Source organism: Bradyrhizobium sp. C9 (genome assembly GCF_002532045.1).
GTDB lineage: Bacteria > Pseudomonadota > Alphaproteobacteria > Rhizobiales > Xanthobacteraceae > Bradyrhizobium.
Genome location: NZ_NWTG01000028.1, coordinates 16,430 through 31,503, shown reverse-complemented (window position 1 = coordinate 31,503; position 15,074 = coordinate 16,430). Strand labels below are relative to the sequence as shown.

General features: G+C 64.2%; 11 protein-coding genes. 4 read left to right on the top strand and 7 right to left on the bottom strand.

Translation table 11 applies throughout. The features are described from left to right. Positions 1 to 83 precede the first annotated feature (83 nt). From CO675_RS33995 to holA, 4 genes are all read left to right on the top strand, one after another. The gene (locus tag CO675_RS33995; protein WP_097676207.1) at positions 84 to 1,775 is read left to right on the top strand and encodes a sensor domain-containing diguanylate cyclase; all 1,692 of its coding nucleotides are present in this window, start codon (positions 84 to 86) and stop codon (positions 1,773 to 1,775) included. A gap of 338 nt (positions 1,776 to 2,113) precedes the next feature. Then, on the top strand, positions 2,114 to 4,750 hold the full coding sequence (gene leuS, locus CO675_RS33990) for a leucine--tRNA ligase (RefSeq protein ID WP_097676205.1): 2,637 nt from the start codon (positions 2,114 to 2,116) through the stop codon (positions 4,748 to 4,750). After that, positions 4,737 to 5,294 (top strand): LPS assembly lipoprotein LptE, encoded by a 558-nt coding sequence (lptE, locus tag CO675_RS33985; RefSeq protein WP_097676204.1) that lies wholly within the window; start codon positions 4,737 to 4,739, stop codon positions 5,292 to 5,294. Before leuS ends, lptE begins: the two co-directional genes overlap by 14 nt. A gap of 8 nt (positions 5,295 to 5,302) precedes the next feature. Continuing rightward, complete coding sequence (gene holA / locus CO675_RS33980) at positions 5,303 to 6,334, top strand: DNA polymerase III subunit delta (protein WP_097676202.1); 1,032 nt, start codon at positions 5,303 to 5,305, stop codon at positions 6,332 to 6,334. Positions 6,335 to 6,452: 118 nt separating this feature from the next. On the opposite strand, the gene CO675_RS33975 is transcribed toward holA, so the two are convergent. From CO675_RS33975 to hemJ, 7 genes are all read right to left on the bottom strand, one after another. Then, entirely contained in the window at positions 6,453 to 7,343 is an 891-nt protein-coding gene (locus tag CO675_RS33975) for a ParB/RepB/Spo0J family partition protein (protein WP_198964847.1), read from the bottom strand. Between the two features lie 141 nt (positions 7,344 to 7,484). Further along, positions 7,485 to 8,336: a ParA family protein gene (locus tag CO675_RS33970; RefSeq protein ID WP_097676200.1), complete on the bottom strand. Its 852-nt coding sequence runs from the start codon at positions 8,334 to 8,336 to the stop codon at positions 7,485 to 7,487. Between the two features lie 31 nt (positions 8,337 to 8,367). Then, positions 8,368 to 9,033 carry a 16S rRNA (guanine(527)-N(7))-methyltransferase RsmG gene (gene rsmG / locus CO675_RS33965; protein WP_097676199.1) on the bottom strand — a complete coding sequence of 222 codons (666 nt, stop codon included), beginning with the start codon at positions 9,031 to 9,033 and terminating at the stop codon, positions 8,368 to 8,370. 121 nt (positions 9,034 to 9,154) lie between these two features. After that, positions 9,155 to 11,038 (bottom strand): tRNA uridine-5-carboxymethylaminomethyl(34) synthesis enzyme MnmG, encoded by a 1,884-nt coding sequence (mnmG, locus tag CO675_RS33960; RefSeq protein WP_097676197.1) that lies wholly within the window; start codon positions 11,036 to 11,038, stop codon positions 9,155 to 9,157. Between the two features lie 233 nt (positions 11,039 to 11,271). Beyond that, positions 11,272 to 12,597, bottom strand: a complete 1,326-nt coding sequence (mnmE, locus tag CO675_RS33955) for a tRNA uridine-5-carboxymethylaminomethyl(34) synthesis GTPase MnmE (RefSeq protein WP_097676196.1) — start codon at positions 12,595 to 12,597, stop codon at positions 11,272 to 11,274. Positions 12,598 to 12,899: 302 nt separating this feature from the next. Further along, complete coding sequence (gene rho, locus CO675_RS33950) at positions 12,900 to 14,165, bottom strand: transcription termination factor Rho (RefSeq protein WP_028341998.1); 1,266 nt, start codon at positions 14,163 to 14,165, stop codon at positions 12,900 to 12,902. 251 nt (positions 14,166 to 14,416) lie between these two features. Then, complete coding sequence (hemJ, locus tag CO675_RS33945) at positions 14,417 to 14,839, bottom strand: protoporphyrinogen oxidase HemJ (RefSeq protein ID WP_097676264.1); 423 nt, start codon at positions 14,837 to 14,839, stop codon at positions 14,417 to 14,419. Between the last annotated feature and the right edge of the window lie 235 nt (positions 14,840 to 15,074).

The window sequence follows — 15,074 nt, the reverse complement described above, 5'->3', positions numbered from 1 at the left end:
GGGGGTTGGCTCGAATTTTACCAAATTCGGGAAAGGCTTTTTGAAGCCCTTCACTCTACCTTGCGCCCGGGCAAGGGACCAGAATGTCGGGCGTCACTTTCAACCGCAACCGGGTCAAACTCAAGAAGGTTCTGGGCATTCGTGCCCGGCTCGCCTTGCTTGCGGTGATGCTGGTCGCGCCCTTGATGCTGGATCGCGTCCGCACGCTGGAGAATTTCCGCTCGACGCAGATCGCGCAAGCCGCGGCAGGCTATGCCAACCTCACCGCGCACGCTGCCGAAACCCAGCGCGAGGTGGTCTCCTCGGTCGAGACCATGCTGAAATCGGCCGCCTATATCCGTGCCTCCGGCGGCATCGGGCAGAGCTGCGAGGTGCTGCGCGCGAGCCTGCCGACGGTGCTGCCGTGGATCCGCAGCATCATGTTCGTCTCCAGGGACGGGCTGGTGCAGTGTTCGACGCTCAACAGCCAGGTCGGGCTCAATCTCGGCGACCGCGATTATTTCAAGAAGGCGCAGGACAACCGCGGCTTCGTGTTCAGCGACTATCTGCGCGGCAGGACCAACGGCCGGCCGATGATGATGGCCGCCTATCCGGTGGCCGCGATCAATCCGGAGCTCGACTCCATCGTCGTCGCCGGCATCAACATCGACTGGCTGTCGCAGATCATGGGCAATCTCGGCGGCCAGCCCGGCATGTCGGCGGTTCTCGTCGACTCGACCGGCGTCGTGGTCGCAGCCCCCACCGATCATGCGAGCCTGATCGGCCGCTCGCTCGACACCATCCCCTTGATGTCCGCGATCGCGGAGAAGGCGCTGAGCTACGACGAGCCATCAGGCTCGGTGTCGTTCACGGCATCCGACGGCGCGCAGCGCACGCTGAGCTTCGCCCGCATCGCCGGCACGCAATCCCGCCTGATCGTGAGCATGGATGAGGCCAAGGTGACGGCGGCGATCAGCCGCGAGATCCGCACCGCCTATCTGCAGCTCGGCTTCGTCTGCCTTTTCGTTTTGTTGGGTGCCCTGGTCGGCGCAGAGCGGCTGGTGATCCATCCGATCGAGCTGATGACCAGCATGGCGCGGCGGTTCGGCGAGGGCGACTGGTCGGCGCGCGTCGCCAAGCACAAGCTGCCGTCGGAATTCGTGCCGCTTGCGCGCGCCTTCAACGCGATGGCGGCGCAGCTCAGCCAGCGCGAGCGTGAACTCGTCGCCTCCAACGACCGCCTCACCGTGATGGCCTCGATCGATGCGCTGTCGGGCCTTGCCAACCGCCGCGGCTTCCAGAGCCGGCTCGATTTCGAGTGGCTGCGGGCACAGCAATATGAATGCGAGCTGTCGCTGATGATGATCGATGTCGATCACTTCAAGCTCTACAACGACACCTACGGCCATCCCGAAGGCGACGTCTGCCTGACCCGGATCGGCGAGACGCTGGCCGGAATCGCCGCCGACACGATGGGCTTCGCCGGCCGCTATGGCGGCGAGGAATTTTGTCTGTTGCTGCCGAATACCGATGCCGCGCATGCGCTCGCGATCGGCGAGACCGTGCGCACGGCGGTGCTTGGCCTCGCCGTTCCGCATGCGCCCTCGAGCCATTGCGTCGTCACGGTCAGCGTCGGCGTCGCCACGACCAAGCCGAACGAGACCCTGCGCCCCGGCGACCTGATCGAAGCCGCCGACGCCGCCCTCTACGCCGCCAAACGCCGCGGCAGGAATGCCGTCATCGAGCATGGGTTCTTGCAGACACTGGATGAAGCCGGGATGGCACTGGCGAGTTGAGTGGCGTCGCGAGGACGCGGAACCATGACGGCCACACATTCGGTGTCGTCCTGGCGAAGGCCAGGACCCATTACCCGCGCTGGTCATGATTGCGCGGGGCTGGGGCCGCAGTCCGCTATCCCAACAGAACCCGGTGGTTATGGGGTCATGACTTTCGCCAGGGCGGCGGGGCAGGCTGAAAGCGGCACCCCCTGCGACGGCGCAGGGCGGCTGCGCGACCGGATCGGGCGTTTGGAGCCCCCAAGCCGTTGACCCCATGGGCGATTTTGTGGCCTAGTCCGCCGTCCCCGGAGGGGACCCGAAAATCACCCAAAGCCACCCAGAATCCCTGCGATTTCATGACCGCCGAACGCTACAACGCCCGTGAATCCGAACCCCGCTGGCAAGCCACCTGGGACGAAAAGGCGATCTTCGCCTCCAAGAACGACGATCCGCGGCCGAAATACTACGTGCTCGAGATGTTCCCGTACCCGTCGGGGCGCATCCATATCGGCCATGTCCGCAACTACACGCTCGGCGACGTGCTGGCCCGCTTCATGCGCGCCAAGGGCTACAACGTGCTGCACCCGATGGGCTGGGACGCGTTCGGCCTGCCGGCGGAGAACGCCGCGATCGAGCGCAAGGTGGCGCCGAAGGCCTGGACTTACGACAACATCGCCGCGATGAAGAAGCAGCTCAAGTCGATCGGGCTGTCGCTCGACTGGGCCCGCGAATTCGCGACCTGTGACCCCAGCTACTACAAGCATCAGCAGAAGATGTTTCTGGACATGCTGCGCGCCGGCCTCGCCGAGCGCGAGAAGCGCAAGCTGAATTGGGATCCGGTCGACATGACCGTGCTCGCCAACGAGCAGGTGATCGACGGCCGCGGCTGGCGCTCGGGCGCCGTCGTCGAGCAGCGTGAGATGAGCCAGTGGGTCTTCAAGATCACGAAGTACTCGCAGGAGCTGCTGGAGGCGCTGGACGGGCTCGACCGCTGGCCCGACAAGGTGCGGCTGATGCAGCGCAACTGGATCGGCCGCTCAGAGGGCCTGTTGATCCGCTTCGCGCTGGATCCGGCGACGACGCCGGCCGGCGAGAACGAGCTGAAGATCTTCACCACGCGGCCGGACACGCTGTTCGGCGCCAAATTCATGGCGATCTCGGCGGATCATCCGCTGGCGCAGGCCGCCGCGGCAAAGAACCCGAAGCTCGCGGAGTTCATCGCCGACATCAAGAAGATCGGCACCGCGCAGTCGATCATCGACACTGCCGAGAAGCAGGGTTTCGACACCGGCATCAAGGCGGTGCATCCGTTCGATCCGAACTGGAAGCTGCCGGTCTATGTCGCGAACTTCGTGCTGATGGAATACGGCACCGGCGCCATCTTCGGCTGCCCGGCGCACGACCAGCGCGACCTCGACTTCGTCAACAAATACGGCCTCGGCAACGTGCCGGTGGTCTGCCCCGAGGGCCAGGATCCGAAAACGTTCTTCATCACCGACACCGCCTATGACGGTGACGGCCGCATGATCAATTCGCGCTTCCTCGACGGCATGACGATCGACGAGGCGAAGGAAGAGGTTGCGAAACGTCTGGAGAGCGAGCTCCGCGGCAACGCACCGGTCGGCGAGCGGCAGGTGAATTTCCGGCTGCGCGATTGGGGAATTTCACGCCAGCGCTATTGGGGCTGCCCGATCCCGGTGATCCATTGTCCGACGTGCGACGTGGTGCCAGTGCCCGACGACCAGCTGCCGGTGACGCTGCCGGAGGATGTCAGCTTCGACAGGCCGGGCAACGCGCTCGACCATCATCCGACCTGGAAGCACGTGACGTGTCCGAAGTGCGGCGGCAAGGCGGTGCGTGAGACCGACACGATGGACACTTTCGTGGATTCGTCGTGGTACTTCGCGCGCTTCACCGATCCCTGGAACGCGACCGCGCCGACCACGCCCGCGGTCGCCAACCGGATGATGCCGGTCGACCAGTATATCGGCGGCGTCGAGCACGCGATCCTGCATCTGCTCTACAGCCGCTTCTTCACCCGCGCGATGAAGGCCACCGGCCACATCGACATGAGCGAGCCGTTCGCCGGCATGTTCACCCAGGGCATGGTGGTGCACGAGACCTACCAGAAGGCCGACGGCAGCTGGGTCACGCCGGCCGAGGTGAAGATCGAGGTCGGCGGCAACGGCCGCCGCGCGGTGCTGCTGGCGACCGGCGAGGACATCGCGATCGGTCCGATCGAGAAGATGTCGAAGTCGAAGAAGAACACCGTCGACCCCGACGACATCATCGCGAGCTACGGCGCCGACGTCGCGCGCTGGTTCATGCTGTCGGACTCGCCGCCGGATCGCGACGTGATCTGGAGCGACGAACGCGTGCAGGGCGCCTCGCGCTTCGTGCAGCGGCTGTGGCGGCTGGTGAACGAATCGGCCGAGATCGCCAAAGCTGCGCCGGCGGCCCGGCCGGGCACGTTCGGGCCCGAGGCACTGGCGCTGCGCAAAGCCGCCCATGGCGCGCTCGACAAGGTGTCGTCCGGGATCGAGCGACTGCATTTCAACGTCTGCCTCGCCCATATCCGCGAATTCGCCAACGCGCTGGCCGATGTGCTGGCCAAGGAAACTACGGCTGGGGGCAAGCCGGCGCCCGACGTCGCCTGGGCGGTGAAAGAAGCCGCGACTATCCTGGTTCAGCTGTTCTCGCCGATGATGCCGCATCTGGCCGAGGAGTGCTGGGTGGTTCTGGGCCAGTCCGGGCTGGTTTCCGAGGCCGATTGGCCGCAAATCGAACGCGATTTGCTGGTCGAAGACAGCGTGACCCTCGTCGTCCAGGTCAACGGTAAAAAACGAGGTGATGTTACTGTGCCACGGGCGGCGCAAAATGCGGATATAGAGGCTGCCGTTTTGGCGCTCGATGCGGTAAAAGCCGCACTGGGCGGCAAACCCGTCCGCAAGGTGATCGTGGTGCCCATGAGGATCGTCAATGTTGTCGGCTAGGATCAGGATCGCCGCCCGGCTCGTGGCCGTGGCAGCCTTGGCCGCGCTGACGGCCGGTTGCTTCCAGCCGATGTATGCCGAGCGCACCCTCGACGGTCAGTCGTCCGCCTTGCGCGAGAAGCTGATGGGTGTCGAGGTTCCGCCGGTCGACAAGGCGAACGCGTCTCGCGAGGCCCGGGTCGGCGTCGAGGTCCGCAACGCCCTCGCCTTCAAGCTCTACGGCACCGCCACCGGCGCACCGCCGACGCATCGGCTGGTGCTGCGCTTCTATACCAGCCGCTCCTCGCTGATGATCGATCCGACCACCGCGCTGCCGACCAGCGAGAACTACGGCATCGATGCCCAGTTCAACCTGATCGAGATCGCGTCGAACAAGTCGGTCATGACCGGCACCACGTTCTCGCGCGTGTCCTATGACATGCCGGGCTCCTACCAGCGCTTCGCCCGCACCCGCGCCCTCCGCGACGCCGAGGACCGCGCCGCGCAGGAGATCGCCGACAACATCCAAACCCGCCTCGCCTCGTTCTTCTCAGCCGGGACCTGATCGCCGCATTGGTCGCGCTTCGCGGAAAAGAGATCGACAGCTTCCTCGCCCGGCCTGACGCCGGTCGCCCGATCATCCTGCTTTACGGCCCGGACCTCGGCCTGGTGCGCGAGCGCGCCGACGCGCTGATGGCGTCCGCCGTCGACGACCCCAACGATCCATTCTCACTGGTGCGGCTCGATGGCGACGAGCTCGCCGCCGAGCCGTCGCGGCTGGTCGATGAAGCCATGACGGTGCCGCTGTTCGGCGGCCGCCGCGCCATCCGCGTCCGCGCCGGCTCGCGCAATTTTTCGAGTGGCGTCGAAACGCTGACCGAGACCCCAGCACTCAAGGATTGCCGCATCGTGATCGAGGCCGGCGAGCTCAGGCCGGAATCGCCGCTGCGCAAGATCTGCGAGCGCGCCAAGACTGCGGTGGCGATCGGCTGCTATCCCGACACCGAGCGCGACCTGACCAAGCTGATCGAGGACGAACTGCGCGTCTCCAACCTGCGGCTCGCGCAGGATGCGCGCGCGGTGCTGATGTCGCTGCTCGGCGGCGACCGCATGGCCTCGCGCAACGAGCTACGAAAGCTCGCGCTGTTCGCGCACGGCAAGGGCGAGATCACGCTCGACGACGTGATGACGGTGGTCTCCGACGCCTCCGAGCTGAAGCTCGATCCGATCGTCGACGGCGCCTTCGCGGGCAACGCCGCGCTGGTGGAAAGCGAGTTCACCAAGGCGATGGTCGCCGGCACCTATCCCGGCGTGATCATCTCGGCCGCGCAGCGCCAGGCGGCGTGGCTGCATAAGTCGGCACTCGCGATCGCCGACGGCACGCCGGCATCGACCGTGCTCGAGGGCGGATTTCCGCGGCTGCATTTCTCGCGCAAGCCGGCGGTCGAGGTCGCGCTGCGCAATTTCACGCCGCCGCGGCTGGTGGCCGTGATCGATCAGCTCGCCACCGCGGCGCTCGACATGCGCAAGCAGGCCGCGCTCGCCGCCGTCATCGCACAGCGCGCGCTGCTCTCGATCGCGGCGAATGCGAAGCGGCGGGGATAGCCGAGGCGTTGAAATAACTGTTATTGCGAGCGAAGCGAAGCAATCGATGGAGCCGCAGATGCGGAACGATGGATTGATTCGCTCCGCTTGCAAATGACGCGGAGAGAGATTGAGGAAGCTAACCGCCCTCCAGCCGCCGCACCACCTCGTCGAGCTGCTCGAGGTTGCGGTAGCTGATCTGGACGGTGCCGCCGGGATCGCGATGGCTGACGGTAACGGTGAGGCCGAGCGCATCGCTGACGCGCTTCTCCAGCGCCAGCGTATCGGCGTCCTTGTCGACCTTGGCCGCGGCGCTGCTGCGCTGCTTCTGCGGCTTGCGCTCCGGCACGCCCTCCTCGTGCGCCAGCGCCTCGGCCTGGCGGACGTTGAGGCCCTCGGCGACGATGCGCTTCGCGGCCGTGAGCGGATCCGGCACGCCGATCAGTGCGCGGGCGTGGCCGGCGGAGAGATCGCCCTTCGAGATCAGCGCCTGCACTTCAGCGGGCAACTTGGTCAGCCGCATCATGTTGGCGACATGGCTGCGGCTCTTGCCGACGATCTTGGCGATGTCTTCCTGGCTGCGTTTGAACTCGTCGGCGAGCGCGTGATAGCCCAGCGCCTCTTCCATCGCGTTGAGGTCTTCGCGCTGGACGTTCTCGATGATCATGATCTCGAGCGCGTCGGAATCAGAGACCTCGACCGGCACGATCGGCACTTCATGCAGCCCGGCAAGCTGCGAGGCACGCCAGCGGCGCTCGCCGGCGATGATCTCAAAGCGGTCCTGCACGCCCTTGATGGCGCGCACCACGATCGGCTGGATCACGCCGCGCGCCTTGATCGAATCGGCGAGCTCGCCGAGCTCGGCGTCGGCGAAGCTGCGCCGCGGATTGCGCGGGTTGGCCTTGAGGAATTCGATCGGCACCTTGCGCTGCGTGCGCGGCCGCTCGACATGCGCGGCCGCCTCGCCGCCGACATCTCCGATCAGGCTTGCCAGCCCGCGCCCCAGTCGCGAACGCGCTTCATCGGCCATTGTTGCGAGCTCCCTTGGATTCACACGCAGTACTCCAGACTTGAATTTCAGAATCGTCGAGCGGGCCGCGCGCAGCAAAGCCCATCGCGGCGCGCGACGAGAGTGATGGGTTTCGCTTCGCTCTACCCATCCTACGCATCGTCAGTGCGTGCGCAGCTCGCGCTCGCGCTGGATCACTTCGGTGGCGAGCTTGAGATACGCATCGCTGCCGGCGCATTTGAGGTCGTAGACCAGGACCGGCTTGCCGTAGGACGGCGCTTCCGAGATGCGCACGTTGCGCGGGATCATCGTGTCGTAGACCTTGTCGCCCATGAACTGGCGCACGTCGGCAACCACCTGGTTGGAGAGGTTGTTGCGCGAGTCGAACATGGTCAGCACGATGCCGTGAATCGACAGGGTCGGATTGAGCGTCGAGCGCACCTGCTCCACGGTCTGCAGCAATTGCGACAGACCTTCGAGCGCGAAGAACTCGCATTGCAGCGGCACCAGGATCGCGTCCGACGCCGCCATCGCGTTCACCGTCAGCAGGTTGAGCGAGGGCGGGCAGTCGATCAGCACGTAGGTGTAATCGGAGTCGGGCGAGACGTTGTTGTTCAGCCCGGCGATCGCATCGCGCAGCCGGAACGCGCGGCCCGGCGTGGTGCCGAGCTCTAGCTCGAGGCCGGAGAGGTCCATGGTGGAGGCGGCGATGTGCAGCCGCGGCACCGCCGTCGCGACCACGGCATCGCGCAGCGGCGCCTCGCCGATCAGCACGTCATAGGTCGAGCAGTTGCGGCTGCGGCGATCGATGCCGAGGCCGGTCGAGGCGTTGCCCTGCGGATCGAGATCGACGATCAGGACGCGCTCGCCAATCGCAGCGAGTGCGGTACCGAGATTGATCGCTGTGGTGGTCTTGCCGACGCCGCCCTTCTGGTTGGCGAGCGACAGGATGCGCGGATGGCCCGGCGCCTGGAGCGCCTTATCCCCTTGATAAACCTCGTCCATCACGGTCATACCAAAATACCATTTGCTCTTGCGGAGTCCCCTAGCGTCGCTCGATTGACCCGAGTTCGACGATCCAGCCCTGTCCGCCGGTCCGGCTGGAGTGTAACTTTGGCTCAATATTCCAATATTTAGTGGCCTCGGTCAATTCGGCCTCTACATCTTGACCCTTCAAAAACAGCGCCTTGGCGCCCTTTTTGACCCACGGCTCCGCAAAGCCGATCAGTTGATGTAACGGAGCCAGCGCCCGCGCGGTGACGCAATCGATGGGGCCTGCGATTCTATCCACAGTATCCCCGATATCAGCCAGATGCACCGTCCCCGGTGACTCCGTGACCCGTATCGCCTCGCGCAAGAATGCAGCCTTCTTGGCGATTCGCTCAACCAGATGGATTCGCGCGCCTTCTGTCTCGGCCAACGCGCAGGCCAGCACGACGCCGGGAAAGCCGCCGCCGCTGCCGAGATCGACCCAGGACTTTGCTGAGGGTGCGAGGTTCAAAAGCTGCAGAGAATCGGAGATATGCCGCGTCCAGAGATTCGGAAGCGTGGAGGGCGCGACGAGGTTGGTTTTGGCCTGCCACTCCAGCAGGAGCGCGATGTAGCGATCGAGCCGCGCCTCTGTTTCACGTGAAACGGGCGTGAGCGCGAGCGCCGCGGCCCTGTCCTTGGCGGAGACGCCGAGTTCGGTGGATTGCGGGGCTGGAGCCATTCTTGGTGCAGGCCGTGTTGTCTAAGGGAGTGAGAACCGGTGGCGAGGCCGACGAGCGGCGTGTCGGTCGATTCGCACACGCAAAAGATAGGCGCTCACCGCGCGTGTTTCACGTGAAACGTCAGGCGGTCGCCTTGGCCGATTTCCGCCGTGCCTCACGCCGCAGATAGGCCGCCAAAATACCCAGCGCCGCCGGCGTCATGCCGTCGATGCGGCCGGCCTGCCCGACCGTCCGCGGCTGCGCCTTCTGCAGCTTGGCACGGGCTTCATTCGAGAGCCCCGGCACATCGGCATAGTCGACATCGGCCAGGACCAGGCCTTCGTCGCGCCGAAAGGCGTCGACGTCGGCAGTCTGACGCTTCAGATAGACATCGTATTTGGCATCGATCTCGAGATGCACCGCGATCGCAGGGTCAATGGCCGACAGCTCCGGCCAGATCGCCCGCACTGCCGGCCATTCGATCTCCGGATAGGCCAGTAGCTCGAAGGCGGAGCGGCGATGACCGTCGCGATTGAGCGCGAGCCCATGCTTCGCAGCCTCGTTCGGGGTGATCGCGAGCGATTTCGCCAACGCCTTGGCCCCTTCCAGCGCCGCCATCTTGGTCCGGTGGCGTTCCGCGCGAGCCGAACCGACGCAGCCGAGCGCGATGCCCTTGTCGGTCAGGCGCTGGTCGGCATTATCGGCCCGCAGGGTCAGCCGGTATTCGGCCCGCGAGGTGAACATCCGATAGGGCTCGGTGATCCCGCGGGTCACGAGATCGTCGATCATCACGCCGAGATAGCCGTCTGCGCGGTCGAATACGATCGGATCAGTCCCACTGGCGGCCAGCGCGGCATTGAGCCCGGCAACGATGCCCTGCCCTGCCGCCTCTTCATATCCGGTGGTGCCATTGATCTGGCCAGCCAGGAAAAGCCCGCGCAGACGCTTGGTCTCAAGGGTCGGATCGAGCTCCCGCGGATCGACGTGATCGTATTCGATCGCGTAGCCCGGCCGAACCATCTTCACCCGCTCGAGCCCGGGGATGCTGGCGAGGATCGCGAGCTGGACCTCTTCGGGCAGCGAGGTCGAGATGCCGTTGGGATAGACCGTGCTGTCGTCCAGCCCTTCCGGCTCCAGGAAGATCTGATGGCCGTCGCGGTCGCCAAAGCGAACGATCTTGTCCTCGATCGAGGGGCAATAGCGCGGTCCGGAGCTCTTGATCTGGCCGGAATACATCGGCGAGCGATGTACGTTGGCCCGGATCACCTCATGGGTCGCCGGCGTGGTCCGGGTGATGCCGCACTGGATCTGCGGGGTCGTAATCCGGTCCGTCATGACCGAAAACGGCTCCGGAGGCTCGTCTCCGGGCTGCATTTCGACCGCGGACCAGTCGATCGTGGTGCCGTCGAGACGCGGAGGGGTCCCGGTCTTGAGCCGGCCGAGCACAAAACCTGCCCGCTCGAACGAGGCAGACAGGCCCATGGCCGGCGCCTCGCCGACCCGGCCTGCCGGCCAGTTCTTCTCGCCGAGATGAATCAGACCACGCAGGAAGGTGCCGGTCGTGATGACAACAGCACCTGCTGAAAGTTGGCGGCCATCGCCCAGGCGAATACCGGTCACGCGGCCGTCGACGACAATCAGCTCATCCGCCTCGCCCTCGACAACGCTGAGGTTCGCGGTCTCGGTGATGGCCGCCTGCATCGCGGCGGCATAAAGCTTGCGGTCGGCCTGGGCCCGGGGCCCGCGGACCGCCGGACCCTTCCGGCGATTGAGCATGCGGAACTGGATGCCGCCGGCGTCGGCCACCCGACCCATCAAGCCATCCAGTGCGTCAACTTCGCGGACAAGATGACCCTTGCCGAGGCCGCCGATCGCGGGATTGCAGGACATCGCACCAATGGTCGCGAAACGATGGGTCACCAAGGCCGTCTTCGCGCCCATCCGTGCAGCCGCACTTGCGGCCTCGCAGCCGGCATGGCCGCCGCCAATGACGATGACGTCGAATGAATCTGCCCTGATAGTCATGGCGGGACTTCTATCGTGGAGTGATGAAAGCCGGAAGAACGAAGTTGGACCGCTGGTTTGAGAACCGCTTCTCGGTCGAGATATGGATTGCGCCGCTTCGTTCGCAATGACGGGGCGGAGTTGTTTCACGTGAAACAGCCCGGTCGGGTGACAGCCTTTGTTTCACGTGAAACGGGAACGGGCGTCGTTAACCAGATCGAAACCATGTTTCACGTGAAACAGACGGGCGCCCGCTACTTCCCGACGCAGAACTCGCGGAAGATGACGTCCAGGATGTCTTCGACGTCTACCCGACCAAGCAAACGGCCGAGCGAGGTCGCCGCCCGGCGAAGTTCCTCGGCAGCGAGTTCCTCGCCCTGCCCGACTACGTCGATGCTGCGTCCAAGAGCCTCGACCGTCTCCTCCAGCAATCCGCGCTGCCGCGTCCGGCTGATCAGACCGCCCTCGCTGGTCGCGAAATAGTCGTGAGCGAAACCGACTAATGCGGCAATCAACTCGGAGAGGCCATCGCCGCGGGCTGCCGAGATCCTGAATTCGGGGTAGCTACCTCCCTCACCCGGCGGAGTCCTCACCAGATCGATCTTGTTCCGCACCAGCCAGGTCGGCGTCGTTCCGCCATGCCCGACCTTTGCGCCGCGGCTGTCGGCCAGCCACAGCACGAGATCGGCCTCAGCCGCGCGCGCCCGGGCACGGCGAACACCCTCCTGCTCCACCGGGTCGTCGGTCTCGCGGATTCCGGCGGTGTCGATGACCGTAACGGGATAGCCGTCGAGGTCGAGCTGCACCTCGATCACGTCGCGGGTCGTGCCGGCATGCGGTGAGACGATCGCGACCTCGCGCTTCGCAAGCTGATTGATCAGGGTCGATTTGCCGACATTCGGCGGACCTGCGATCGCGACCACCAAGCCGTCGCGCAACCGCTCACTTTGCCCCTGCCCCGCCAGCACCTGCTTGATCTCGTCGTGCAGCGCCCGGATCTTCTCGAGCGCCGGCGCAATCAGCTCCGCCGGGACATCGCCTTCATCGGCGAAATCGATGCCGGCCTCGATCAGCGCCGACGCCGCGATGATCCGCTCGCGCCAGTCACGCGCGCGATCGCCGAGCAATCCCTTCAACTGTCGCAGCGCCTGGCGCCGCTGGCGGTCGGTATCGGCGTGGATCAGATCGTCGAGGCCCTCGGCCTCGGTCAGGTCGAGCTTGCCGTTCTCGAAGGCCCGCCGGGTGAACTCGCCGGGCTCGGCCGGCCGCACATTCTCGAACGCGGCGATGGCATCGAACATCGCTGCCAATACCGCGCGTCCGCCATGGACTTGAAATTCGGCGATGTCCTCGCCGGTCGCACTCGCCGGGCCCGGGAACCACAACACGACCGCGTCGTCGATCGGTTGATGGTTCGAATCGCGGAGCAACGCCCGGGTCGCCATTCGCGGGGCCGGGGTCTTGCCCGCCAGTCCACCAATGACCGACTCGGCCATTGGGCCAGACAGCCTGACAATGGCGATCGCACTCGGCGGCCGCCCGGAGGATAATGCGAAGATAGTCTGGTCGCGCGGATGCATCGCCTATTTCTTCCAACAAAACCGACAAAGGCAATGCCGCTTCCATTTCGCACGTCATGCCGCAGTATACTGCAATGCAGCATAACCGAACTTCGTCGCGGCGACCGCGCAGCATTCTTGTTGCACCTCAGCCTGTCAGATCACAACCAATGGACTGCAAATATGAATCATATCAGATAGTTATATGAATATTCGATGCGCTGAGCCAACCGGATTCATGCTGCGCATTGCTGCAGCAAATCCGCAGCATGAAAAAAGGCGCCCCGTTTGTGCGGAGCGCCCTGTTCCTTTCGGCCGTAGCCTCAGGTGTTCATGGAGTCGAAGAATTCCGAGTTGCTCTTCGTGTTCCGGAGCTTGTCGAGCAGGAAGTCGATCGCGTCCATGGTGCCCATCGGATTGAGGATGCGGCGCAGGACGTACATCTTCTTCAGCACCTGCGGGTCGGTGATGAGCTCCTCCTTACGGGTGCCGGAGCGGGCAATGTCGATCGCCGGGAAGGTCCGCTTGTCCGAGACCTTGCGGTCGAGGATCAGTTCCGAGTTACCAGTGCCCTTGAACTCTTCGAAGATGACTTCGTCCATGCGGCTGCCGGTATCGACCAGCGCGGTTGCGATGATGGTCAGCGAACCGCCCTCCTCGATGTTGCGCGCGGCACCGAAGAAGCGCTTCGGGCGCTGCAGAGCGTTGGCGTCGACACCGCCGGTCAACACCTTGCCGGATGACGGCACGACGGTGTTGTAGGCGCGGCCGAGACGGGTGATCGAATCGAGCAGGATCACGACATCGCGGCCATGCTCGACCAGACGCTTGGCCTTCTCGATCACCATCTCGGCGACCTGGACGTGACGCACGGCGGGTTCGTCGAAGGTCGACGACACCACCTCACCCTTCACCGAGCGCTGCATATCGGTGACTTCTTCCGGACGCTCGTCGATCAGAAGCACGATCAGGTAGCAGTCCGGATGATTGGCGGTGATGGAGTGCGCGATGTTCTGCATCAGCACCGTCTTGCCGGTGCGCGGCGGCGCCACGATCAGCGCGCGCTGGCCCTTGCCGATCGGCGCGACGATGTCGATCACGCGGGCAGAGAGATCCTTCTTGGTGGAATCCTCGAGCTCCATGCGGAAACGCTGATTCGGAAACAGCGGCGTGAGGTTGTCGAAATTGACCTTGTGCTTGGCCTTCTCTGGATCCTCGAAATTGAGCGTATTGACCTTCAGCAGCGCAAAATAGCGTTCGCCTTCCTTCGGGCTGCGAATGTGTCCTTCGATCGTGTCGCCGGTGCGCAGGCCGAAGCGGCGGATTTGCGAGGGCGAGACGTAGATGTCGTCGGGACCAGGCAGGTAGTTCGCGTCGGGCGAACGAAGGAAGCCGAATCCGTCGGACAGCACTTCCACGACGCCCTCGCCGACAATGTCGGTCTCGGCGGCCGCGAGGTTCTTGAGAATTGCGAACATCAGCTCCTGCTTTCGCATGGTGCTGGCATTCTCGACCCCGTTCTCTTCCGCGAACGAGACGAGCTCGGCCGGCGTTTTCGATTTGAGGTCCTGGAGCTTGATTTCCCGCATTGGGGTCGTCCTGTGAGGAAGTAAGTAGGGAAGGGGTGCGAGGTGGCTTGGAAAAAGCGGACGCCAAAGGAAGGTCCGCAGGTCTCAGCCAGGAAAGTGCCGTTCGGGCTTTCAAACCTGATGCGGCGCCGGCCCGAAAAGAGCCGAAACGCGACCACATCCGCCTGCGTGGGGTGGGATAGGACCTATATAGAAAATCGATTCGTTCTGCGCAAGAAGGACTGAAGCATGCGTCCTGAGCATCGCGTTGTCTAGAACGGCTTCACGACCACCATGATCACGATCAGGATCATGAGAAGCGTCGGCACCTCGTTGATAATGCGATAGAATTTCTGGGTGCGCTGATTCCGGTCGGCGGCGAAATCCTTCACGCAGCGGGACAAAAAGCCGTGGATACCCGACATGACGAGCACTAGCGTAAATTTGACCTGAAACCAGCCCGATAGGTACCAGTGTCCGGCCCAGACCAGATAAAGCCCGGCAAGCCAGGTCACGATCATCGCGGGATTGATGATCGCCTTCAAAAGCCGCCGCTCCATGACTTTGAAGGTCTCGGACTGTTTCGAGCCAGCTTCGGCCTCGCAATGGTAGACGAACAGCCGCGGCAGATAGAGCATGCCCGCCATCCAGGAGATCACGGCAACGATGTGCAGGGCCTTGATCCAGTCATACAACATCGCGGTGATGCCTTTCAGGAAGCAACTCGAGCAGTCTTGGCGTTGCGCGCCAGGCTCTGCTTGCGAGGGACCGATACATATCCGCTCACACGGCTCTCCTAAACTTAATTAAGTTTAGAATCTAAGGTTTGAGTCTAAGTGACAGTGAATTTGACTCATGCAAAACGATCCAGCCGTTCTTGCGGGCTTGTTCACAACCCTCAACATTTCGGCCGGCGAGAGTGGAAATCCG

Excerpts from the sequence above, each read along its gene's own strand:
- CO675_RS33995 (WP_097676207.1), top strand. The coding sequence starts at position 84 with ATGTCGGGCGTCACTTTCAACCGCAACCGGGTCAAACTCAAGAAGGTT.
- leuS (WP_097676205.1), top strand. The coding sequence starts at position 2,114 with ATGACCGCCGAACGCTACAACGCCCGTGAATCCGAACCCCGCTGGCAA.
- lptE (WP_097676204.1), top strand. The coding sequence starts at position 4,737 with ATGTTGTCGGCTAGGATCAGGATCGCCGCCCGGCTCGTGGCCGTGGCA.
- CO675_RS33975 (WP_198964847.1), bottom strand. The coding sequence starts at position 7,343 with ATGGCCGATGAAGCGCGTTCGCGACTGGGGCGCGGGCTGGCAAGCCTG.
- CO675_RS33970 (WP_097676200.1), bottom strand. The coding sequence starts at position 8,336 with ATGACCGTGATGGACGAGGTTTATCAAGGGGATAAGGCGCTCCAGGCG.
- rsmG (WP_097676199.1), bottom strand. The coding sequence starts at position 9,033 with ATGGCTCCAGCCCCGCAATCCACCGAACTCGGCGTCTCCGCCAAGGAC.
- mnmG (WP_097676197.1), bottom strand. The coding sequence starts at position 11,038 with ATGACTATCAGGGCAGATTCATTCGACGTCATCGTCATTGGCGGCGGC.
- mnmE (WP_097676196.1), bottom strand. The coding sequence starts at position 12,597 with ATGCATCCGCGCGACCAGACTATCTTCGCATTATCCTCCGGGCGGCCG.
- rho (WP_028341998.1), bottom strand. The coding sequence starts at position 14,165 with ATGCGGGAAATCAAGCTCCAGGACCTCAAATCGAAAACGCCGGCCGAG.